Source organism: Amycolatopsis sp. NPDC028719, from assembly GCF_055565395.1.
The window spans coordinates 681,723-703,670 of the sequence record NZ_JBVHUL010000001.1; the positions used below are offsets into that span (position 1 = coordinate 681,723).

Consider the following 21,948-nt stretch of genomic DNA (forward strand, 5'->3'; position numbering starts at 1 on the left):
GGGGCATGACCGATGAACCCCAGGTAGTGGTGACCGGTTTCCTCAAGGCCCTCGAGGACCTCGACATCGACCGCGCGCTGACGTTCGCGGCGAGCGACATCGTGTACCAGAACGTGCCGTTGCCGCCCGCTCGCGGCGTCGCCGCGGTCGAAAAGCAGTTGAGGCTCATGGCCAGGTTCGGCTCCGGGTTCGAAGCGCGGACGCACCACATCGCCTCCGACGGCAACGTCGTGCTCACCGAACGCACCGACGTGCTGCGCCGCGGCGCGTGGGAAGCGGAGTTCTGGGTGTGCGGCACGTTCGAGGTCGAAGCCGGCCGGATCGTGCTGTGGCGCGACTACTTCGACTGGACGACGGTCCTGGCCGCGAGCGCGAAGGGCGCCGGGCGGGTCGCGCTCGCCGGCGCGCGCACGCTCATCGGGCGCTACAAAGGAAAGCGGGCTGTGCGCTAGACCCGGTGTTCGCCGCGGTCGTGGTCCCGAAGGTCCACGACCGCGGCTATCCCCAGCACCAGCACGAACACGCAACTGAGAACAATCAGCCCCCACATGATGGTTCTCCCTCCCCCACGTGTTCGTGCCGGCCGAGAGCTGTCGAAAGTGGTCTGTGCCACTTTTCCGGCGGCTCCCGCAGACCGTACCGCCGCTTCACGCGGGTTGTTCCGGGTCTTAGGGAGCATTTAAGGCAGATGCGCCGGATGGGTGACAGAGGCGCCGGATCCTGTCACAGTCCGCGCGCGATCGGTTACCTCCACCTTCCTCCCCGCCGCCACCCTCAACGGAGGAGCTTCGCTCCACTGTCTTCACCCAGGCCGGCCACGGACGCGATCCCGTCCCGCACGGACAACGTCGTGGAGCGCAGCGCCGAGAGCTCCGCGAGGTACCGCAGCACCTTGCCCGCTTCCTCGCCGTCGAGCGGCTCGCACTCGTTGCCGGCGTCGCGCCGCACGGGGATGAGCTCGAGCCGGGGCTCGGGACCGAACAGGCAGCCGGCCAGCAGGCCGTCGACGTGCCGGCCGCGCATCGTCGGCCAGTCGAGGACGAGGTTGCCGAGGCTGTAGAGGATCGGGCGGCCGCGGTACACCTCGACGGCCTGGATCGTGTGCGGCCCGTGTCCGGCGACGAGGTCGGCGCCGGCGTCGATCGCCGCGCGTCCGTAGGTGACCTGGTACTCCGCCAGTTCCGGTCCCGGCAGCCCCCAGTGCATCGAGACGACGACGTGGTCGTGGGCGGCTTTGGCCTGCCTGACGTCGGCGACGAGCCGCTCGAGGTGCTCGGGCACGGGCGTCGTGCGGACCAGCGGCGGGCGGCCGGGGATTTCCGCGACGCGCGGATCAGGCTGGTAGGCCGTGGTCGCAAACGCTTGCGCGACGCCCGGGGAGCCCGACTGCGCGGCTTGGCCGTAAGCGCGGCGAAGTGAGGTGTACGCGAGGAATGCGACCTTTTCGCCGGATCGCTCGAGCACGGCGGGCGCGTGCGCGGCGTGGAGGTTCGCGCCCGCGCCGCAGTGCGCGATCCCGGCTCGGTCGAGCACCGTGAGGCTCGCCATCGCGGCGGCCGGCGGGTGGGTCACGTCGTTGGCGCACGAGACGACGTCGATGCCGGCCGACGTCAGCGCCGCGGCCATCGGCGCGTCGAGCGGTCCTTCGAGGTTCACGAACCGGAGGTCGGCTCCCTTGAGCAGCGGAGCCAGCCGGTCGAACGCCGTCGCCGGCGTCGCGCGGCCCTGAACGTTGACGTCTCCGCCGAGTACCAGCGTGATCACAACACCTGCTCTGCCGAAAGAGTGACGACGAAAGTAGTTGTTACGAATCGTTGCATCTTTGTCTTCCTCCTCCTCATCTGTTCGGGGGACTATGCCACGACTGCTCAAGTACAAAGGGGACTCAGGGTGATCAAGACCCACAGAGCCAAGACCGCGCTGACGGTGGCCGTCGCGTCCGGCTTGGTGCTCGGCGGAGTGGCCGCACCGGCCGCGCTCGCGGCACCCAGCGCCGACGCGGTCATCGCCGAGGTCTACGGCGGTGGCGGCAACTCCGGCGCCACGTTGACCAACGACTTCGTCGAGCTCGCCAACCACGGTACTGCCGCCACGAGCGTCGACGGCTTCAGCGTCCAGTACCTGCCCGGCTCGGCGAGCGCGTCCAGCACGTGGCAGGTGACGCAGCTGGCCGGCAGCGTCGCGCCCGGGGGGCGCTACCTCGTGGCCGAGGGCAAGGGCAGCGGCGGCACGGTCGCGCTGCCCGCACCGGACGCGACCGGCACGATCGCGATGTCGGCGACCGCGGGCACGATCGCCCTCGTCTCCGGCACCACCGCGCTGACCTGCAAGACCGCCGTGGACTGCGCCGCGGACCCCCGGATCAAGGACCTCGTCGGGTTCGGCGCGGCGACCGTGCGCGAAGGCGCTCCGACGGCCGCGCCGGCCAACGCGACGTCCGTCGCGCGTGGCACGTCGCTGGCCGACACCGATGACAACGCGGCCGACTTCACCGTCGGCGACCCGTCCCCGACGAACACCAAGGGCGAAACGACCGGCGGCGGGAACCCCGGCGAACCGGGCACCCCGGCGAAGATCCACGAAATCCAGGGCACCACGCGCATTTCGCCGTTCAAGGACAAGAAGGTCAGCGACGTCACCGGCGTCGTCACCGCGACCCGGACGTTCGGCTCGGTGCGCGGGTTCTGGCTCACCGACCCGAATCCGGACAACGACCCGCGCACCAGCGAGGGCCTGTTCGTGTTCACCGGCTCGACGAGCCCGGCCGTGGCGGTCGGCGACGCGGTGACCGCGACCGGCACCGTCCGCGAGTTCTACCCGGACGCGCCGGCGACGTCGAACTACCAGTCGCTCACCGAGCTGGGAAGTGCACAGTGGACGGTCGGCTCGCACGGGAACGCGCTGCCGGCGCCGACCGTGCTCAACCCCGACACCGTGCCGACGACCTACGCGCCGTCGCCCGGCGGGAACATCGAGCCGCTCCCGCTGGAGCCGGCGAAGTACGCGCTGGACTTCTGGGAGTCGCACGAGAGCGAGATCGTTTCGGTCAGTGACGCCCGGGTCGTCGGCCCGTCGAACTCGTTCAACGAGCTGTACGTGACGTCCAAGCCGGACCAGCACGAGTCCGTGCGCGGCGGCAGTGTCTACTTGGGATACGACCAGCTGAACAGCGGCGTCATGAAGGTGTCGTCGCTGATCCCGTTCGACCAGCGGCCGTTCCCGAAGCTCAACGTCGGTGACGTGCTGACCGGCACGACGTCCGGCCCGGTCGAGTACAGCAACTTCGGTGGCTACACGCTGTTCGCCAGCGTGCTCGGCACCGAGAAGGACAATGGGCTGCAGGCCGAGTCGACCCGCAAGCAGCGGTCCGGCGAGCTCGCGGTGGCGACGTACAACGTCGAGAACCTGGCGCCGGGCGACCCGCAGGCGAAGTACGACCGGCTCGGCGAGGCGGTCGTGACGCACCTGGCGACGCCGGACATCGTTACCCTGGAGGAGATCCAGGACAACACGGGCGCGACCGACGACGGTACGGTCGCGGCGGATCAGACGCTGCAGAAGTTCACCGACGCCATCGTGGCCAAGGGCGGCCCGCGCTACCAGTGGCGCTCGATCGACCCGGTGAACGACGAGGACGGCGGCCAGCCGGGCGGCAACATCCGCGTGGCGTTCCTGTTCAACCCGGCTCGTGTGTCCTTTGTGGATCGTCCGGGTGGGACGTCGACTTCTCCCGTGGGCGTCGTCCGTGAGCACGGGAAGACGCACCTGACGGCGTCGCCGGGCCGCGTCGACCCGGCGAACGAGGCCTGGGAAGCCAGCCGCAAGCCGCTCGCCGGCGAGTTCGTCTTCAAGGGCCGCACGGTGTTCGTCATCGCCAACCACTTCAACTCCAAGGGCGGTGACCAGCCGACGCACGGCCGGTTCCAGCCGCCGGTGCGCAGTTCCGAGGTGCAGCGGGCGAAGCAGGCGACGGTGCTGCGCGGGTTCGTCGATTCGTTGCTTTCGGCCGATCGCAACGCGAACATCGTCGTGGCGGGTGACCTGAACGACTACCCGTTCTCGCCCGCGGTCCAGACGCTCACCGCCGGTGGCGCGCTGAAGGACCTGATCGCGTCGGTGCCGGAAGCCGAGCGGTACAGCTACGTGTTCGAGGGCCAGTCGCAGGTGCTGGACCACATCCTGGCGTCGAAGGCGCCGCGCGGGGTCGACTACGACGTCGTCCACATCAACGCGGAGTTCGCCGACCAGGCCAGCGACCACGACCCGCAGGTGATCCGGTTCCGGCCGAGCGCCGGCAACCCGATCCAGGACGCGCTCAACGACCTGCTCGACTACCTCGAGCAGGTGCTGGGGAAGTACTTCCCGTAAGTCTCGTTCGACGAAGGCCACCACCGGGCGCTTGCCCGGTGGTGGCTTTTTTGTGCCACACCATCGGGTGACGGGGAAACCGCATCGCGGGTGCTGCCGTCTTTACTGGTGACGGGACCACAGGGGAGGGTGGCGTGGACGGGTACGCGGTGAAGGCCGGCGAGCTGGGCAAGCTCATCGACGACCTCGGCACGGCGGCGGACAAGATGGCCGGCGCCAACCGGAAGCTCGGTGGTGGCGGAGCGTTCGGATCGTTGGGGACGGCGGAGCTGGGGCAGGCGGGGGTCGAGTTCGAGGAGGCGTGGGGGTACGGGATCGGACGGCTCGGCGAGGCGGCTTCGGAGATCAGCGAGCGGCTGAAGGCGGCGAAGGAGAAGTACGAGCGGATCGAGGCCGAGTTCGGCGGCCAGCTGAAGAAGTTCGGCTCGATGGTGATGGGCGACGACGACCCGGCTGTGCCCCACGTGCAGCGTGGGAACTACCCCGGGGTCGGCCGGCCGGGCGGCGAAGACCCGGTCGGCGACGGCTCGTTCGGCACCGTGCTGGGCGACGACGGCATGGTGGGCGGGGGAGTCACCGGCGGCGTGCCGGGTATCGATGACCAGGCCGAGCGCGAGGAGCCGGGCGCGGGCCTCGGCGGTGGCGTGGTGGGTGGTGGGGTGACGGGCGGGGTGCCCGGGGTCAACGACCTGGCCGAACACAAGGGCGGGGATCCCGGCGGCGGCATGGTCGGCGGCGGCGCGACCGGCGGCATCACCGACATCCTGAACGGCCTCGACCGGTGAGCGCCCGCGACTTTCCAGCGCTGGGTTTCGATCCCGCGCCCGGTGACCTCGACGGCGTCACCGACCTGGCCGGCAAGTACCGCTTGGTGAGCGGCGACCTGACCGAGGCCGACGACTCGCTGCGGCAGATCGTCCGCAAGCAGGGCATCTGGCTGGGCGAAGCGAGCGAGGCGTTCGCGAGGCGCATCGGCCCGCTGCCGCAGTACCTCGAGGGCGCGGCGAAGTCGATGGGCCAAGCCGCGGACGCGCTCGAAGGCTGGTCCCGGGACCTCGGGGAACTGCAGAAACGCGCGGCCGACCTGGAGGCCCGGGCGGAGGCGGCGGCGAATGCGGCCGAGCAGGCGCGCGCGAATCCGGACCTCGCGCTGGCCAACCGGACGTTCCCGGATCAGCCGTCGTTGCAGATCGCCCAGCGTCTGCTCGACAACGCGGGCCAGGAGCTCCAGGCCGCGATCGACGGCTGCCAGAACGTCCAAGAGGCGGCGAAGCAGCTCCAGCAGGAGCACACGGAGGCGGCGGCCCGGGTCGCCGAGGCGCTGCGGAAGGCGAAGGAGTCGGCCCCGGACGAGCCGGATCTCCTCGACCAGCTGACCGACACCGTCGGCGGGGCACTTGTCGACTTGTCGAACACCCTCGCGGACGGCGTGGATGAGGCGTGGGATTTCGTCCAGGATCACGCGGAGGTGATCGCCAAGGTCTCGGACGTGTCGGGCGACATCGGGAATGCCCTCGGGCTCGTTGGTGAGTTCCTTCCCGATCCCGCCAAGGAAATCGTGGGAGCGGTCGCGACCGGCTTCGGGGTGGCAGCGCTCGCCGGCCACGCCACGGCCAAGCTGGCGGGTGCCGATGTCGCTACGGAGACCCTGATCTTCGACGGGCTCGGTGCGGTGACTTCGCTGGTCGGCACCTTCGCCTCACCGGGAGTCGAGGCCGCGATGAAGGGCGTCGGCTACGGCGCACTCGATACCCAGCTCAAGCTCGACGTAGGCGCGCGGGCGGCGGGGGTGAGCTTCGAGGGGCCGATCGGCGACCTTGTGAACTACTGGGTGCCGAAGGACGCGACCCAGGCCGCTGCTTCGTTCGTTTCTCCGGCGGGTGTGGCGTATTGGAACGCTGCTGAAGCCGGAGCGAAGGCGGACAACGCACCGGATCGCCGGCGCGCGCGGGCGGAAGACGAGGTGTGGAACTGATGCCTCTCGAAATCGATCTGCCGCCGGGGTTCGCGGGCATGCCGGTGGGCGCCGACGACAAGATGAACCGCGGGCACGCCTGGTCCATCGCGGAGAACGCCGCGGCCGGAGCCGGGAAGTCCATCGAAGAGTTCGGCAGCTACCTGATGGCCCTCGTGCCGGCCATGCAGGCCAACGGAATCCGCGTGTTCGGCAAGTTCGCGGTCGGCACCCGGAAAGGAGACGTCGCGACGTTGACGCTGGGTGTGGTGCAGTGGCCGGAGTCGGCGCCCGGCAGCCGCGACGCCTTGGTGGCGGCGATGGCGGAGCAGTATCGGAGCCGTCACAAGCGCGCGGCGGTACAGCCGGTCCGCCTCCCGATCGGCCCGGCCATCGTGGCATTCAGCGGAGGCGAGTTCCACCTGTCCGATGACGACGTGCGCGCCCAGATCAAAGCCGAATACCAGATCCCGCTGCCGGACGGCCGGTCCGTGGTGATCCTTTCGGTGGTCGCGGAATCCGAAGACGCTTGGCCTGCTGTCGCCGAAGCGACGGCGAGGGTGGCCTGGAGCCTTCGCAGCGAGGAGGCCGCGCAGTGATCGCACTGTCCCGCGAGGCGAGCAACTCGGCCGGGCCCTGGATCGCTTTGCTCACGATCCTGGTCTGCGGGGCTGCCTTCGCCGGCGCGTTGACGATCGTCATCATCCGGCTCTCGCGGCGCGGCCAGCCGCGCGAACAGCAACTGAATCGCTTGGCCGCCCAGCTCGACGGCCGGAGCCGCGTGAGCATCCGGACGGTGGAGTTCGGCGTGGCGAAAGCCGACCTCCTCTGGGTCGCGCGGAGCCGGGGCTACTCCATGGTCGAACACCGCTTCGGCCGGTACTACGAGTTCGTCTACACACCACACCTGCCGGGGAGGGTGGTATGAGCAACGCGCAGCTCATCGAGGAAATGCGCTGGCAGCTCAGGCAGATCGAGGACCGCAAGGCCGACAACCAGCGCATCCTTGCCGGTATCGCCGGGGGCGACCACACCACCGTGACGTCGCCGGATCGGTCCGTCACCGTCCTTGCCGGGCCCGGCGGCGTCGTGAGCGAAGTGCGGTTAGCGCCCGAAGCCATGCGGTTCGACGCCGTCACGCTCAGCCGGACCGTCACGGCCACCATCCGGGAAGCCGCGGCTGCCGGGGGACGGCTCGCCGAGCGACCGCAGCCGCAGCCGCCACGGCGAGCACCGCAACCGCAGCCAAAGCGCAGGCAAGCTCCCACCGACGACGAGCCCTACGACACGGTGTTCGACGTCTGAGCAGGCTAGGCCGGCGGCTGCTCTCCCCGCTTCGGAGCCGCGCGTTTGGCGCGCCATCCCAGGCTCAGCACCGCCTGCACCAGCTCCTGGTAACTGGGCTTGACCTCCTCGAGGTACCGCTCCAGATACGCCGGGCGCGCGGTCAGGACCGGGCGGGGCTCGTCGCCCGGGTCCAGCCAGAGCAGGCCCTGGATGTTGTGCAGCGCCATCTTCCACCAGCGCGTCGCGCGCTCGGCCGCGCGGACCTCGCGCTCGGTCGCCACCTCGATCGCCGTCTGGGCTTCCTCGATCTCTCCCGTCAGCGCTTCGGCGCGCGCCAGCTCCCATTCGCGCAGGTTCTCCGCCGAGCCCCGGGACAGGGCGATGATTTCCTTGTACCGCATGGCCGCGGTGGCGCCGTCGTCGGTCACTGTGCGTTCTCCGGGCGCTGGAACGGGATGATCACTTCGGGAGCGCCGTGGGTCGTGCGGTCGAAGAACAACGCGCGGCCCGGACGCGGCGACCAGTGCACCACCTGGCCCGCCGCGAACGGCGACAGTTCGTTGCCCTGGACGTCGAGCGCCGCCCACGTGCCGATGTCGTCGGTGCCCGCGAAGCCCAGCGTGTCCTTGAGCCGGGCGATGCTGCGCCACCAGCCGATCGTGTGGATGCCGTGGCCCGGCCCGTGTTTGAGCACCAGCCGCAGGTGGTCGAGGCCGCTCTTCAGCTGCCCGACGGCTTTCGCTTCCAACGTCGGCAGCGCCGCGTCCACCCCGTACAGGAGCAGGATCTTCGCGCCGCCGGACATCGAGCCCGTCATCGACTCCAGGACGCCGGTCAGGTCGTCGACCAGCGTGGCCGCGTGGCCGTCGGCGCGCAGCCGCTCGGTCAGCTCCAGCGCCGCCGGGGCGCAGGCCTCGATCGGGCAGCTCAGCACGAACTCCACCTCGCCGGGCTCGTACTGCCGCGACAGCGAGCGCGCCGCCGAGTCCATGATGGACAATGCCTCGGCGGTGGCCGACCCGAGCACCGCGACGTTGCGGCCCGGCGCCCGCGGCAGCTCCACGCTGCACGCGGCCTCGGCGACGTCGATCGACTGCCCCAGCAGCGCCCGCGGCCGCGAGTTCGGCTTCAGGTCGAGATACGCCGAGAACTGTTCCAGCACCGGCGAATGCGCGCCGTCGAACAGGCGCGGGCGCGGGAACCGGCCCTGGTACTCCTCCCACAACCGGTGCTGCAGCCGGACGAACACGTTCTTGCTGCTCGCGTCCGGGATGTGGGCGAGCTGGTTGCCGTGCGCGACGCCGGAGTCGTGGTTGATCACGCCGTGCCACTTCGGCGCCGAGACCGCGGCGTTGTTCGTCTCGGCCAGCACGCGCCGCGCCTTCGGCATCGCGATGCGCAGCGTGCACTGTTCGAACACCGCCGGCTTGCCCCAGAACGCCTCGATGCCGGCGACGTCCTGGCTCGCCAGCACCAGGTGGATGCCCTGCGACCGGCCGCGCCGCGCGATGTCCTCCAGCAGCTGCGTGGCCGTGGCCGTCACCTGGTCGCGGCCCGCGAACAGGTACTGGAACTCGTCGATCACCGCGACGATCCGCGGCCAGTGCCCGCCGGGGTCGGCTTCGCGGAGGTCGGCGAGGTTCGTGACTTCGTGCTCCTTCGCCGCCGCGGACCGGCGCCGCAGCTCGTCGGCCAGGAACCGCAGCAGCGCCAGGCCGAACTCGCGGTCGGTGTTGACGTTGACGCCGACGAGCCGCGCGTGCGGCAGCCAGCTCGCGTCCTTGCGCCCCGGCGCCAGCCCGGCGAACGAGACGCCTTCCTTGAAGTCCAGCAGGTACAGCGCCAGCTCGTCCGGGGTGTACCGGGCCGCGAGACTGCCGAGCAGCGCGTACAGGAAGTTCGTCTTGCCCGAACCGGACGGTCCGCCGATCAGGACGTGCGGGCTCGCGTCGCCGATGACGACCTCGACCGGCTCGCCCTCGAAGAACCCGACCGGCGCGCGCAGCTCCCGCGCCGAGCTTTCGTGCCCGAGCTCGGCCGGCAGCAGGTCGTCGAACGACCGCGGTCCGCCCTGCTTGGCGATCAGCGCCGCGGCGATCCGGTCGGCGGCCCGGATGACCTGCCCGGACGGCATCGGCGGATCGAGGTCGACGACCAGGTCGGTGCCGGTCATGCTGCTGATCGCGTGCCGGTCGTCGATGAGGCTGAGCGTCTCGACCGACGCGCTCACGGCGGTCGGCACGTCGATCATGATCAGGCAGATCCCCGCGGCCAGCGCGCCGCTCGCGACGCGCTTGAGGTCGCGGGCTCGCTCCGGCTCGAGGGTTTCGCCGTTCCCGTACAGCACGACGATGCGGTACGGCTCGACCCGCTCCTGCCGGGCGACGCGCAGCTCGCGCAGCGACGTGTGCCCCGCCTGCATCCCGGTCGCGTGGATGCGGCGGATGTGCCCGGCCAGCTCGTCGAGGAGGTCCTCGAGCCGGCCCGGGTCGTACAGGGAAAGCGCGCTCGTGCGGCTCAGCGGGTAGAGGTCGGGCAGGATCGCCGTCAGCTGCCCGATGTCCCACAGGTGCACGCGCACGGCGCCTGGTTCGAACGTCGAGAGCACGCGGATCAGCAGGTTCTGCACGATGCCGTCGATGGTCGGGCGCGTCTTCGGCGCCGACGTGATCGCCAGGTGCGACTCGTCGAGGAGCGGGACGGCGACGTCGAACGTGCGGGTGGCGTCGCCGCCGGCCGCCGTCGCGGAGCCGACGCGCCACAGGCCGGGCGAGGTGATGCCGGCGTTGTGGCCGACGCGGCCGAGCCAGTCACCCGGTGGCAGCCCGGCCGGGCCGGGTGCGTTCTGCGAGACGAGTTCGCGCAGCGTCGAGGGGCCTTGACCCCAGTCGACGTAGAAAGCGCTTCGCACACTGCCGAGCGCGCCGAACACTTCGTGCGCGGCGGGGTGCCGGGACCACTCGTTCTGCTGTTCCGGAGTGGCGTGGTTCATGCCGACGCGGACGATGTCGCGCTCCAGCTCGAGTTTGGCGAGGTCGGCCTCCGCGGCTTGGCGTGCACCGGCCGCCGCGCCCAGGACCAGCCCGATCTGGTGGCGGACCCGGTCGAGTGCGGTTTCGACGCGGTTGCGTTGCTCGGCTGCTTTGTTGGCCATCGGCGTCCCCAAGAAAGGTGTCCCCAAAAGGATTACAGGCGCGACCGGTATCCGCTCACCAGATCTTCGGCAGCGGCCAGGCGGACGAGGAGCTGATCCAGCCCCTCGCCGGCCTGCGCATACTGCGAAGGAAGCCAGGGATCGGCCTTGGCCTGGGCGTCCACGAGAGCTTGCCGGGCTTCGCCGAGCAGGCTTGTGGCCCGCTCGGAGTGGGCGCGCGCGTCGGCGAGCCCGGCCACGGCGGCGGTGAGCAGCTGGTGGAGTTCGGCAAGCGACATCCGGCTAGAGACGCGCCGAGTAGGAGTCGGCGGAGGAAATGCTTGCTTGGACCGTGCTCTGCAAGCCGTTGATGCCTTGCAGAGCCTCCGCCAGCAACCCGTGTGCCTGGCTCACTTCGTGCTGGCTGCTGCCTTGCGTCGCTTGTGCGAGCGACTGCTGGGCTTCTTCGAGAGACTGCGCTGCCTGCTGCAGGGCGGCGATGCTCGCGGACGCCTTTTCATTGGCGAGCGCGATGCCAGCGCGGATCTCTTCGACTCCGGCCATCGGGCCTCTACTCCTCGAAATTTCGTCGGTCGTACGGGGGCGAATCCATTGAAACAGATCCAACGACTCAGCGTGATCATCTGACTGTGCCGAGTGATCACGGGCCCGGAATCAGCAAGGCCCCGGACGTGGGAACGTCCGGGGCCGGGCCGATCACGGTGCGTGCCGGGGTTGACCTGGCACGTCTTTTGCACACTGAAGTCGCTGGCCGGCGCTACCCCAGGTCAGAGCGGTTTTCGTGCCACTGCTGGCCTTTCTGGAAGCGTCGGGCTCGGGTTGGGGTGAGACTAGCGCGACCGGAGCAACGGGCTGCGTTCAGCCCTACTCGTAACTCCCTGTGGACGAGCAGATTTGTCCGGCAATCGCTCGAAAGACATTTCACATTTCGGGCAGCGGCGAGGCGGCCGAGCAACCGCACGGGCAGGTGCGCGTGCGAGCGGATTCGGGGCAGGCCACCGGTTTCCGGGGCGGAACGGCGAAACGCCGGGCGCGCGGCCCGGCGTTTCGCCTGTTCAAGTGCGGAGGATACAGGATTCGAACCTGCGAGGGCGTGAACCCAACACGCTTTCCAAGCGTGCGCCTTAGGCCGCTCGGCCAATCCTCCGCAGGAGACGATACCGGATGGCCGTCCCGGGACCTGAAGGTGGGTCTCAGCCGTCGGTGGGGCGGGGCGCCGGGACGATGTCGGCCACCACGCAGGTGATGTTGTCCGGGCCGCCGCCTTCGTTGGCCAGGCGGATCAGCTCGGGGATCACCTCGGCCGGGTCCGGGATCGCCGCCAGGACGTCGCGCATGGTCGCCTCGGTCACCGGGCCGCTCAGGCCGTCCGAACAGAGCAGGTACCGGTCGCCCGGCTTCGCCTTGAACGTCCAGATGTCGGGGTCGCTGGAGCCCGTCGTCTGCAGGGCCTTCATCAGCAGCGAGCGCCGCGGGTGCGAGGCCGCGTCCTCGGCCGCGACCCGGCCGTCCTCGACCAGGGCCTGAACGAGCGTGTGGTCGCGGGTCAGCCGGCGCAGGCCGCCTTCGCGCAGCAGGTACCCGCGGGAGTCGCCGACGTGGGCCGCCGCGAACTCGACGCCGTCGAACATCAGTGCCGTCAGGGTCGTGCCCATGCCGACGGTCGCCGGCTCGTTGGCAGCGACCTCCGTCAGCCGCTGGTCGATCGACTTGACCACGCCGGCCAGGGTCGCGGCCAGGTCGACGCCCGTGAGGTCCATCCGCCGGAGGTCGACGTCGAGCTCGCGCAGCACGTCGACCGCGGTCGCGCTGGCGACTTCGCCGTGCGGCTGGCCGCCGATGCCGTCGGCGACCGCGAGCAGGCGGGAACTCGCGTACAGCGAGTCCTCGTTGACCCGGCGTCGCCGGCCGACGTCCGACCCCGCGGCGTACCGCAGGACGTACCGATCGTGTGTCATGTCCCCATGAAAGCATTGGTTGACTGAGTTCACAAGCAATACGACTGAATGGAGCACCCTCCGATAGAGTGCCCGCCATGGACGACGACGCCACGGTCAGCGCGGCCGACATCGCGCGGCTCGCCGGGGTCGGCCGGGCCGCGGTGAGCAACTGGCGCCGTCGCTACCCGGACTTCCCGCCGCCCGTCGGCGGCACGGCGTCGAGCCCGCTGTTCGGCCTGTCCGCCGTCGCCGGCTGGTTCCGCGCCCGCGGAAAGAAGTTCGAGCTGTCCGCCGGCGAACGCGCGTGGCAGCGCCTGCGCGCCCTGGGCGACGACCTCGACCTCGCCGAGCGCGTGAGCCGCGCGGGTGCTTTCTTCGCCTTCCAGGCCGGAATCCTCGACACCTTCGACAGCAAGCTCGACGACCCCGAGCTGCTCGCCCTGCTCAGCGAGATGACCCATCGCGCCGGGCCGCTGGAATCGTTCGAGCTGTTGTGCCGCCGGTACTTCGAAGCGCATTCGCGGCGGCTGTCGGCCACCCCGGAGCCCGTCGCCGAGCTGATGGCCCGGCTCGCCGGCCCGGTCTCGGCGATCCTCGACCCGGCGTGCGGCTTCGGCGCCCTCGCGCTGGCGAGCGGCGCGAAAACCGTGCTGGGTCAGGACAGCGACCCGATGACGGCCTCGATCGCGACGGTGCGGCTGCGGCTGCGCGGCATCGAGGCCGAGGTCCACGCCGTCGACGCGCTGCGCGAAGACGCCTTCGCCGGCCGGACCGCCGAAGCCGTGCTATGCGATCCGCCGTTCAACGAACGGGCCTGGGGACACGACGAACTCGTCGGCGACGCGCGCTGGGAGTACGGCCTGCCGCCGCGTGGCGAGCCCGAGCTCGCGTGGGTGCAGCACTGCCTCGCCCACGTCGAACCCGGTGGCACGGTGGCGATCCTGATGCCCGGCGCGGCGGCCGGGCGGCGCAGCGGGAAGCGCATCCGCGGCAACCTGCTGCGCGCGGGCGCGGTGCGCGCGGTCGTCACGCTGACGCCGGCCGGCCCCGACCTCTGGCTGCTGCGGCGGCCGGTACCCGGGCAGCGTCCGCCGTCCACCGTCCTGCTGGCGGAGGCGGGCGAGGACTTGTCCACAGTGGACGAGATGTGGCGGGAGTTCGGCGAGCACCCCGAATCCGGCGTCCGGATCATCGACCTGCTCGACGACGACGTCGACCTCACGCCGGCCCGGCGCCGCGGCCGTGACGTGGACCTCGGCCAAGCTTTCCAGGCCGTGCGGGGCCGGTTCGCCGCGCTGGCCCCGCGGTTGCCGGCGCTGGAAGCCGCCGACACCGAACCGGCGTTCACGACGATCGGCGAGCTGGTCAAGGCCGGGGTCGTCGAGGTCAAGCACGCGGCCCGCGCCGACGCCGAGCACCCGAACGCCGAAGCCGGTGACGTCGTCGCGTCCGTGACCGGGATCGCGTACGTCCACAGTGGACCACCGGAACCGGTCGGGCCCGGGCTCACCGTGTACCGCGTCGACCCGGACCGGCTGGACGCGGACTTCCTGGCCGGCTGCCTGCGCGCGGCCGACCTGCCCGCCGCGTCCGCGTCGACGCGCATCGACAGCAGGCGCGTGCGGATCCCGCGGGTCGCGATCGGCGTCCAGCGCGAGTACGGCCAGGTCTTCCGGCGGCTCGCCGAGTTCGACGCCGTCCTGCGCGAGACGGCCGAAACGGGCCGTGAGCTGGTCCGGCTAGGCTTCGCGGGACTTGTCGAAGGACGGCTCTCACCGGGCCGATAGGGGAACGGATGCTGATCGCCGACCGCTACGAGCTCGACGAGCTGCCGCTCGGGCGCGGCGGGATGGGCGCGGTGCACGGCGGGCGCGACCGGCGGCTCGGCCGGCGCGTGGCGATCAAGCTGCTCAGGCTGCCGGGCCGGGACGAAGAACTCGAAGCCCGTTTCGCGCGTGAAGCACGGATCCTGGCGACACTCGACCACCCCGGCGTGCCGACGCTGTACGACTACGGCACCCACGACGACCGGTTGTTCCAGGTCATGCAGTTCGTCGACGGCGTGACGGTCGCCGACCTGCTCGCCGAGCACGGGCCGCTGCCGGTGGCGTGGGCCGCGGCGATCGCCGCGCAGGCGTGCGCGGTGCTGACCGCCGCCCACGCGCTCGCGGTGTGCCACCGCGACCTCAAGCCGTCCAACCTGATGCTCGGGCCGGACGGCGGCGTCAAGGTGATGGACTTCGGGCTCGCGGTGCTGCGCGAGGCCGACGCCGCGCAGTTCACGCGGGCCGGGCAGCTGCTGGGGACGCCGTCGTACATGGCGCCCGAGCAGATCCAGCGCGGCGGCGCCGAACCGCGAAGCGATCTGTACGCGCTGGGGTGCGTGCTGCACGAGATGCTCACCGGGCGGCGGCTCTTCGACGGGCCCACCGCGTACGCCGTGTTCGAGCGGCAGGTCAAGGAGCTGCCGCCGCCGGTGGCGGGAGTCCCGAAGCAGCTCAACGCGCTGCTCGCGGAGACGCTGGCGAAGGAGCCCGAAGCGCGGCCACCCGGGGCGGCCGCGCTGTACGACCGGCTCGGCGCGTTCGTCGGTGAGCTGCCCCCGCTGCCGGGGTTCCTGGTGCCGCCGTCGGTGCCCAGCCCGGGCCGGATGTACGCGCGGATGCTGGGGCGCGTCAGCGGCTGAGCGCCGCCGCCGGCCGGTCGGCGAGCGGCAGGCCGCGCCGCTGGATGCGGGAGTAGGTCGTGGCGTTCTGCACCGCGATGCTGACGCCCAGGGTGAGCGCGATCGACGCCGACGTCAGCGGGCCGGCGACCCCGAGCGCGGCGCCCAGCGCCACCAGGCCCACGCGGACGGCGATGGTCAGCAGCCACAGCCCGACGGTGACGGCCGAGCCCTTCTGGAACGTCGTGCCGTCGCGCTCGGTGAGCGTCGTCGTGGTGCTGCGCAGCACGCCCAGGCCGGCGAGGACGACCAGATCGGCGCCGAGCAGCCCGAGTTCGGCGGGCGACGCGCCCGGCAGGGCCTCCGCGGCGAGGTAGGCGCCGACGGCTACCAGGATCAGCGGCATCATCACCAGCGTCCTGCGGGTGAGCAGCGTGCCGCGGACCTGCTTGTAGACGACCTTGTAGAGGACGTAGGCGGCGATGACCGCGTAGAGCAGGACGTTCGCTGCGCTGGGCATTGCGGGGCTCCTTGGTTTCGAGGTGCTCCCAGCTTCGGCGAACGGCGCGGCGGAATCGTCGGCGTGGGGACCGGGCCCGGGTGGAACCGGGGGTCAACCCGCGGGTGGAGACGCCACCCGTCCGGGCTACCCAAATCGTGACCTTTGCGGACGAACCTCGAACGGGTGACCCCCGTCTTTACGGGTGTCCACAAGCGATGATCGAGTACGGGGGTAACGGATCGTGAAGAGGCTTTTGGCGGGAGCGGCCGCGCTGGCCACCGCGTTCGTGCTGGCCGCCTGCTCCGGGGGTGGGGCGGCGACGCCGAACGCGGGCGGCGGGGCCGTCGCCGCCGCGGGTACGGGAGGCGGGGCGCCGACCACATCGAGCACCACCGCGGCCCCCACCACGACGACCAGCGCCACCCCGACCCCGACGCCGTCGACCACGAAGCCGGCGCCGACCAGCACCTCGGCCAAGCCGAAGCCCAAGCCCAAGCCGGTCGCTCCGGCGGCCAACCCCGGCGTCCCGTGCGCCGCCGCGGCCGCCGCGCCGGGCACCGCCGCCTGCGTCGACATCTCCGCGCACAAGGCGTGGATCCTGCAGGGCGGCAAGGTCGTCTACGGGCCGGTGCCGATGCTGCCGGGCCGCAAGGGCTACGCGACGCCGACCGGCACGTTCCACGTGCTGTCGAAGGAAAAGATGCACCTGTCGAAGGAGTTCGACAACGCGCCGATGCCGAACTCGGTGTTCTTCTACCCGGGCGACGCCTTCCACACCGGCAGCCTGTCGGTGTACTCGCACGGCTGCATCCACCTGTCGGCGAGCGCGTCCCTGAAGTTCTTCACCACGCTGCACATCGGTGATGTCGTGCAGGTTGTCCCGTAAGCACAGACCGGCCAACACGGACAGTAGGTCACGAACAGATAAATTCACACGGCCGAGTGCAACTGGCCCCCCTGCTCAGGCGATAAGTGATCGCTTGGGAAGGGGGGCCAAATGGCCTTGGGAAAGCTCAGAGCACTACGTCACGCCTTCGTGGCGACGGTGCTGACAGGGGCGCTGCTGCCCGTCGTGACCACGGGGGTGGCGGCAGCGGCAACGACACTCCCGCCGGGGTTCGTCCTGCGGGACACCAGCACCGGAACGGGGCAGTACCAGCTCACCGACTTCGCGTACCTGCCGGACCAGTCCGTCCTCGCCACGGCGAAGAACGGCCGCGTCCAGTGGGTCCCGACCAGCGGGGCACCGCGGACCATCGCGACGCTGCCGACCCGCGAGATCAGTGACATCGGGCTGGTCGGGCTGGCCGTCGCACCGGACTACGCGACGTCGCACACGATCTACCTCACGCGCTCGGTGAACGTCACCGGCGGCTTCGTCATGCGGCTTTCGAAGTTCACCGTGGGCCTGGACGCGGCCGGTGCGCCCGCGTCGCTGAGCGGCGAGCAGTCGCTGTTCGAGGTGCCGGGCATCTTCGAAGTCCACGGCATCAACGGCGTCGTCCCCGCCGCCGACGGGACGCTGTGGCTGTCCATCGGGGACAACGGCGACTTCACGAAGGTGGACCCGGGCTCGCTGCGTTCGCAGGACATCAACCAGCCGTACGGCAAGATCTTCCACCTGGCCGCCGACGGCAAGGGCGTGCCGGGCAACCCGTACTACGACGCGGCGAACCCGGCGTCGACCGCCAGCAAGGTCTTCGCGCGCGGGTTCCGCAACCCGTTCCGGATGACCATCGACGCGAACTCCGGCCTGCCGGTCGTCGGTGACGTCGGCTGGAACAACTGGGAAGAGGTCGACGTCGTCCAGCGCGGGTCCAACCAGGGCTGGCCGTGCTGGGAAGGCGCCCACGCGACCCCGGGCTACAGCGCCCTCGCGGGCTGCGCCGGCGTGCCGAACCAGGCGCCGATCTTCGAGTACCAGCACGGTACCGGCGCCATGCAGGGCAACAGCGTCACCGGCGGGATCGTCTACAACGGATCCAGCTACCCGGCGGCCTACCGCGGCTCGTACTTCTTCGGCGACTACGTGACCAACAAGATCTGGACGTTGCGCTACGACGACCAGGGCAAGCTCACGCAGGCCCCGGAGAACCCGCCGGTCTTCACCGGCATCGGCGGCCCGGTCAAGTTCGCGGCGGCGCCGAACGGCGACATCGTCTACGCCGACATCCTCAGCGGCAACCTGCGCCGGCTGAGCTACTCGGCGGGCAACACCGCGCCGGTGGCCAAGGCCACGACGACCACCGACCCGGACACCCGCACGGTGTCGTTCGACGGCTCCACGTCGGTCGACTACGACAACGACCTGCTGAAGTACGACTGGGACTTCGGTGACGGGACCACGGTGGCCGACGCCGGGCCCACCACCAGCCACCAGTACGCGGCAGGGACCGAGTCGTTCACCGCGAAGCTGACGGTCCGGGACCCGCTGGGTCTCACCGGCACGACCGACATCAAGGTCGCGCCCGGCAACCACACCCCGCAGCTCACGGTGACCACGCCGGGCGACACCGCGACGTTCGCGGTGAACCAGCAGGTCGGCCTGGATGCCACCGCCACGGACGCCGAGGACGGCACGCTGCCGATCTCGTGGACCACCGCGGTCCGGCACTGCCCGAGCGAGGCGACCTGCCACTCGCACCCCGGCGCCGGCGGCACCGGGGCGAGCTTCGCGCAGCCGTTCACCGAGCACCCGGACTCCCGGATGGAGTTCACCGCGACGGTGACCGACAGTGCGGGCGTCACCACGTCCAAGACGTACACGGCGATGCCGCGCCAGCACCGGATCACCTTGCTCAGCACGCAGCCCGCGGCGCTGAGCATCCCGGTCGAGGGCGGTGTCAGCACGGCGCTGGTGACCGAGGGCGCCAGCTTCGACATCGAGGCCGCGCCGCTGGGCACCGACGGCGTCTCGAAGTTCACCGGCTGGCAGGGCGGACCGGCGGACACCACGTGGGTCATCACGATCGGCACGGGCGATCTGGCGCTGACGGCCAACTACGCGACCCCGATCGACCAGCGCTACAACGCCGACCCGGCGTTGCAGGCGAAGCTCGGGGCGCCGACGGCGGCCGAGGTCACCGACGGCGCGGTCCACTACCGGGCGTACGCCAACGGCCGCCTGTACTGGAGTGCCGTGGGCGGGACGAAGTTCCTCACCGGTCCGGTGCTGGACAAGTACGTCGCCATGGGCGGGCTCACCAAGCTCGGCCCGCCGACGACCGACACCGCGTCCAATGCGGACGGTGCGCAGTTCAACGACTTCAACAACGGCGGCAACCAGGGCTCGATCTACTACACGGCCGCGACGGGTGCGCACGCGATCTACGGTGAGATCCGGAAGAGGTGGGCGGCGCTCGGCTACGGCCAGATCCTGGGCTACCCGACGAACGACGAGGACGGAACCCCGGACGGCGTCGGCCGCTTCAACCACTTCCTCAAGGGCGCCGGCGTCGGTTCGATCTACTACACGCCCGCGACGGGCGCGCACGCGATCTACGGCGAGATCCGGAAGAAGTGGGCGGCGTTCGGGTACGAGCGCGGGCTCGGCTACCCGACGAACGACGAAGACGGGACCCCGGACGGTGTCGGCCGGTTCAACCACTTCAGCTTCAACCACTCGATCTACTTCACGAACGCGACGGGCGCGCACGTGATCAAGGGCGAGATCCGCAAGCGCTGGGCGGCGCTCGGCTGGGAGCGGTCGTACCTGCGGTACCCGACGACGGACGAGTACGTGACGAACGGGGTGTACCGCAGCGACTTCCAGGGCGGCTACATCACGTACACGCCGCAGACGGGAGCGGTCGACCGCCCCTGGTGACGGTGGTCGTCAGGAAGTGAACGAGCAGACGCGGGCCGTCTCCGGGATTCCGGAGGCGGCCCGCGTCCGTTTCGGGTCCTCTGTGGACTCAGGCGCGCAGAGCCGCGGGTGTCGTCCCGGCCGACGTCAGCGGCAGCCCGAGTGCCACCCGCTCGGTCAGCCACGGGCTCGGCCGGTACCGCGGATCCCCGGTGGACGCGGCCAGTCCGCGCAGGATCCGCAGCACGATGTCGCCGCCCACCAGGTCTCCCCAGGTCAGCGGGCCACGCGGATACCCGAGGCCCAACCGGACCGCCGTGTCGATGTCGCCCGGGGACGCCAGGTTCTGGCCCGCGATGAAGCACGCCGTGTTGACGATGGACGCCAGGAGGCGCTGGGCGATCGGGGCCGGGCCGTCGCGGACGACCGTCACCGGGTGGCCCGTCGCCGCCAGGGCGCCCCAGGCCGCGCGGCCCGCCGCCGGGTCGAGTCCCGGGTGGACCGACATCGTGAGGCGCCGTTCGTAGCCACCCAAGGGATCGACACCCGCGACACGGTCCAGCGGCAGCCCGGCGCGGGTGCCCGCGTCCACTGTGGACTCCCCGTAGAGCGGGACGAGCAGGACCGCGTCCGGGTACGCGTCCGACACCACCTGAACGCCGGCCGCCGACAGCACGCGGCCGAGGTGCTCGTCCGCCGCGAACACCGGGCTCGTCGGCTTCGGCGGCGCGGCCGGCTCCTCGGCGACCTGCTGCTTTCCTTCGGCGTAGGAGTAGAAGCCCTCGCCGTTCTTGCGCCCGAACAGGCCGGCGGCGACGCGGGGCCGGGTCAGCCACGACGGCCGCAGCCGCGGTTCGCCGTGGAAGCCGCTCCAGATGCTCTCCAGCACCGCGTGGGACACGTCGAGCCCGGTCAGGTCGAGCAGCTCGAACGGCCCGAGCTTCAGGCCGAGCACGTCCCGCGCGACGCGGTCGACATCGGCGGGCTCGGCCAGCGCCTCGGCGAGGATCTGCAGCGCCTCGGTGTTGAGGCCGCGTCCGGCGTGGTTGACCAGGAAGCCCGGCGCGTCCTTCGCCAGCACCGGCTCGTGACCCCAGCTCTTGACCAGCTCGAGGGCCTCGGCGGGCAGCCAGTCGTGCGTGCGCGTGCCGGGGACCACTTCGACCAGGCGCATCAGCGGCACCGGGTTGAAGAAGTGCAGCCCGATCAGCCTGCCGGGCTCGGCCAGCTCGGCGGCGATCTCGGTGACCGACAGCGAGCTGGTGTTCGTCGCGAAGATCGTCTCCTGTGGACAGACGCGCTCGAGCCCGGCGAACAGGGCCCGCTTCGTTCCGAGGTCTTCCCGGACGGCCTCGACGACGAGGTCGACGCCGTCCGCGGGCGCGTCGGGCGCGTCCACCGCGACCAGCCGGTCCTTGACCGCCTGCGCGTCGTCGAGCTTGCCCTTCGAGGCCAGCTTGTCGGCCATCGCGCCGACGTGCTCGATCGCCTCGGCGACGGCCTCGCGCCGGACGTCGGCGAGCTCGACGGTCACTCCCGCGGTCGCGGCGAGCTGAACGATCCCGCGGCCCATCACCCCGGTCCCGATCACCCGGATCCTGCCGACCCTCCCGGCCCACCCCGTCACGTCGCCTCCGCCTTCCCGCCGATGTCGTCGGGCCGACGGTACCGTCTCGGCCGTGACGGGGAAGCGGCTGACGCGGGCGGAAAGCCGCGAACGGACGAAAGACCGGCTGCTCGCGGCGGCCGCGGAGCTGTTCGCCGAGCGCGGCGTCAACGGCACGTCGGTCGAGCAGATCGCCGAGCGCGCCGGGTACACGCGCGGGGCGTTCTACGGCAACTTCGAGGACAAGCACGAGCTGGTCGTGGCGTTGCTGGCTCAGCGCCGGTCACAGGAGGCGGTGGAGGTGGCCGCGCTCGAGGGTGACGTCATGGCGCGGCTGAAGGAGTGGCACGCGGCGCGTGCCGAGCACCTGCCCGAGTGGTTCGCGCTGCGGACCGAGCTGACGCTGTACGCGCTGCGCCACCCCGAGGCCCGGCCGTCGGCGGGCGCGACCGAGCGGGCCGCGCGCGAGCTGATCGAGGCGAGCGTGCGGGAGACGTTCGCCGCCCGCGGGGTCGAGCCGCCGGCCGATCCGGCGTTCCTCGCGCTGGTCATCCACGCGCTGGAGGACGGCCTGCTGCGGCAGCGGTACCTGAGCCCGGAGGGCACGAGCGACACGGTGATCGCCGACGCCGTCGAGCTGCTGCTGCGGACCTGGCTGCGCTAGAGA

The 21,948-nt window shown here is 71.0% G+C and carries 20 protein-coding genes and 1 tRNA gene; 12 read left to right on the forward strand and 9 right to left on the reverse strand.

The genetic code is table 11. The features are described from left to right. Positions 1–5 precede the first annotated feature (5 nt). The gene (locus ACZ4TR_RS03385; RefSeq protein WP_465285576.1) at positions 6–452 is read left to right on the forward strand and encodes a limonene-1,2-epoxide hydrolase family protein; all 447 of its coding nucleotides are present in this window, start codon (positions 6–8) and stop codon (positions 450–452) included. A 322-nt stretch (positions 453–774) separates the two neighbouring features. On the opposite strand, the gene ACZ4TR_RS03390 is transcribed toward ACZ4TR_RS03385, so the two are convergent. Continuing rightward, positions 775–1,764: a CapA family protein gene (locus tag ACZ4TR_RS03390; protein ID WP_465285577.1), complete on the reverse strand. Its 990-nt coding sequence runs from the start codon at positions 1,762–1,764 to the stop codon at positions 775–777. Between the two features lie 126 nt (positions 1,765–1,890). Between ACZ4TR_RS03390 and ACZ4TR_RS03395 the strand changes: the two genes are divergently transcribed. From ACZ4TR_RS03395 to ACZ4TR_RS03420, 6 genes are all read left to right on the forward strand, one after another. Next, positions 1,891–4,368: an endonuclease/exonuclease/phosphatase family protein gene (locus tag ACZ4TR_RS03395; RefSeq protein WP_465285578.1), complete on the forward strand. Its 2,478-nt coding sequence runs from the start codon at positions 1,891–1,893 to the stop codon at positions 4,366–4,368. A 134-nt stretch (positions 4,369–4,502) separates the two neighbouring features. Then, positions 4,503–5,153, forward strand: a complete 651-nt coding sequence (locus tag ACZ4TR_RS03400; protein WP_465285579.1) for a hypothetical protein — start codon at positions 4,503–4,505, stop codon at positions 5,151–5,153. Then, positions 5,150–6,343: a putative T7SS-secreted protein gene (locus ACZ4TR_RS03405; RefSeq protein ID WP_465285580.1), complete on the forward strand. Its 1,194-nt coding sequence runs from the start codon at positions 5,150–5,152 to the stop codon at positions 6,341–6,343. Before ACZ4TR_RS03400 ends, ACZ4TR_RS03405 begins: the two co-directional genes overlap by 4 nt. After that, positions 6,343–6,921 carry a hypothetical protein gene (locus ACZ4TR_RS03410; RefSeq protein WP_465285581.1) on the forward strand — a complete coding sequence of 193 codons (579 nt, stop codon included), beginning with the start codon at positions 6,343–6,345 and terminating at the stop codon, positions 6,919–6,921. Before ACZ4TR_RS03405 ends, ACZ4TR_RS03410 begins: the two co-directional genes overlap by 1 nt. Continuing rightward, positions 6,918–7,250: a hypothetical protein gene (locus ACZ4TR_RS03415; protein ID WP_364512852.1), complete on the forward strand. Its 333-nt coding sequence runs from the start codon at positions 6,918–6,920 to the stop codon at positions 7,248–7,250. Before ACZ4TR_RS03410 ends, ACZ4TR_RS03415 begins: the two co-directional genes overlap by 4 nt. Next, positions 7,247–7,627: a YbaB/EbfC family DNA-binding protein gene (locus ACZ4TR_RS03420; RefSeq protein WP_364512849.1), complete on the forward strand. Its 381-nt coding sequence runs from the start codon at positions 7,247–7,249 to the stop codon at positions 7,625–7,627. The genes ACZ4TR_RS03415 and ACZ4TR_RS03420 overlap by 4 nt, the downstream gene beginning before the upstream one ends. 5 nt (positions 7,628–7,632) lie before the next feature. Here the strand turns inward: ACZ4TR_RS03420 and ACZ4TR_RS03425 are convergent, their stop codons facing one another. From ACZ4TR_RS03425 to ACZ4TR_RS03450, 6 genes are all read right to left on the reverse strand, one after another. Further along, on the reverse strand, positions 7,633–8,010 hold the full coding sequence (locus ACZ4TR_RS03425; RefSeq protein ID WP_465286279.1) for a hypothetical protein: 378 nt from the start codon (positions 8,008–8,010) through the stop codon (positions 7,633–7,635). Positions 8,011–8,033: 23 nt separating this feature from the next. Continuing rightward, positions 8,034–10,763: an FtsK/SpoIIIE domain-containing protein gene (locus ACZ4TR_RS03430; RefSeq protein WP_465285582.1), complete on the reverse strand. Its 2,730-nt coding sequence runs from the start codon at positions 10,761–10,763 to the stop codon at positions 8,034–8,036. 32 nt (positions 10,764–10,795) lie between these two features. Next, positions 10,796–11,041 (reverse strand): hypothetical protein, encoded by a 246-nt coding sequence (locus ACZ4TR_RS03435; RefSeq protein WP_286001186.1) that lies wholly within the window; start codon positions 11,039–11,041, stop codon positions 10,796–10,798. Positions 11,042–11,045: 4 nt separating this feature from the next. Further along, positions 11,046–11,306, reverse strand: a complete 261-nt coding sequence (locus ACZ4TR_RS03440; RefSeq protein ID WP_003056176.1) for a hypothetical protein — start codon at positions 11,304–11,306, stop codon at positions 11,046–11,048. Between the two features lie 519 nt (positions 11,307–11,825). Continuing rightward, positions 11,826–11,910, reverse strand: a tRNA-Ser gene (locus tag ACZ4TR_RS03445). Positions 11,911–11,956: 46 nt separating this feature from the next. Next, the gene (locus ACZ4TR_RS03450; protein WP_465285583.1) at positions 11,957–12,721 is read right to left on the reverse strand and encodes a PP2C family protein-serine/threonine phosphatase; all 765 of its coding nucleotides are present in this window, start codon (positions 12,719–12,721) and stop codon (positions 11,957–11,959) included. Positions 12,722–12,798: 77 nt separating this feature from the next. Between ACZ4TR_RS03450 and ACZ4TR_RS03455 the strand changes: the two genes are divergently transcribed. Together ACZ4TR_RS03455 and ACZ4TR_RS03460 are read left to right on the forward strand one after the other, a co-directional pair. Next, the gene (locus ACZ4TR_RS03455; protein WP_465285584.1) at positions 12,799–14,490 is read left to right on the forward strand and encodes an HsdM family class I SAM-dependent methyltransferase; all 1,692 of its coding nucleotides are present in this window, start codon (positions 12,799–12,801) and stop codon (positions 14,488–14,490) included. Between the two features lie 8 nt (positions 14,491–14,498). Then, positions 14,499–15,389 carry a serine/threonine-protein kinase gene (locus tag ACZ4TR_RS03460; protein ID WP_465285585.1) on the forward strand — a complete coding sequence of 297 codons (891 nt, stop codon included), beginning with the start codon at positions 14,499–14,501 and terminating at the stop codon, positions 15,387–15,389. Here the strand turns inward: ACZ4TR_RS03460 and ACZ4TR_RS03465 are convergent. After that, positions 15,379–15,888 carry a hypothetical protein gene (locus ACZ4TR_RS03465; RefSeq protein ID WP_465285586.1) on the reverse strand — a complete coding sequence of 170 codons (510 nt, stop codon included), beginning with the start codon at positions 15,886–15,888 and terminating at the stop codon, positions 15,379–15,381. The two genes, ACZ4TR_RS03460 and ACZ4TR_RS03465, sit on opposite strands and share 11 nt — an antisense overlap. A gap of 223 nt (positions 15,889–16,111) precedes the next feature. Here ACZ4TR_RS03465 and ACZ4TR_RS03470 point away from each other — a divergent pair, with 223 nt between their 5' ends. Next, positions 16,112–16,756: a L,D-transpeptidase gene (locus ACZ4TR_RS03470; protein WP_465285587.1), complete on the forward strand. Its 645-nt coding sequence runs from the start codon at positions 16,112–16,114 to the stop codon at positions 16,754–16,756. A 111-nt stretch (positions 16,757–16,867) separates the two neighbouring features. Next, a complete protein-coding gene (locus ACZ4TR_RS03475; RefSeq protein WP_465285588.1) occupies positions 16,868–19,696 on the forward strand; it encodes a PQQ-dependent sugar dehydrogenase in 2,829 nt (942 codons plus the stop codon). An 88-nt stretch (positions 19,697–19,784) separates the two neighbouring features. Here the strand turns inward: ACZ4TR_RS03475 and ACZ4TR_RS03480 are convergent, their stop codons facing one another. Then, a complete protein-coding gene (locus tag ACZ4TR_RS03480) occupies positions 19,785–21,302 on the reverse strand; it encodes a 3-hydroxyacyl-CoA dehydrogenase (protein ID WP_465285589.1) in 1,518 nt (505 codons plus the stop codon). Between the two features lie 52 nt (positions 21,303–21,354). Here ACZ4TR_RS03480 and ACZ4TR_RS03485 point away from each other — a divergent pair, with 52 nt between their 5' ends. Next, positions 21,355–21,945 carry a TetR/AcrR family transcriptional regulator gene (locus ACZ4TR_RS03485; RefSeq protein ID WP_465285590.1) on the forward strand — a complete coding sequence of 197 codons (591 nt, stop codon included), beginning with the start codon at positions 21,355–21,357 and terminating at the stop codon, positions 21,943–21,945. Positions 21,946–21,948 lie beyond the last annotated feature (3 nt).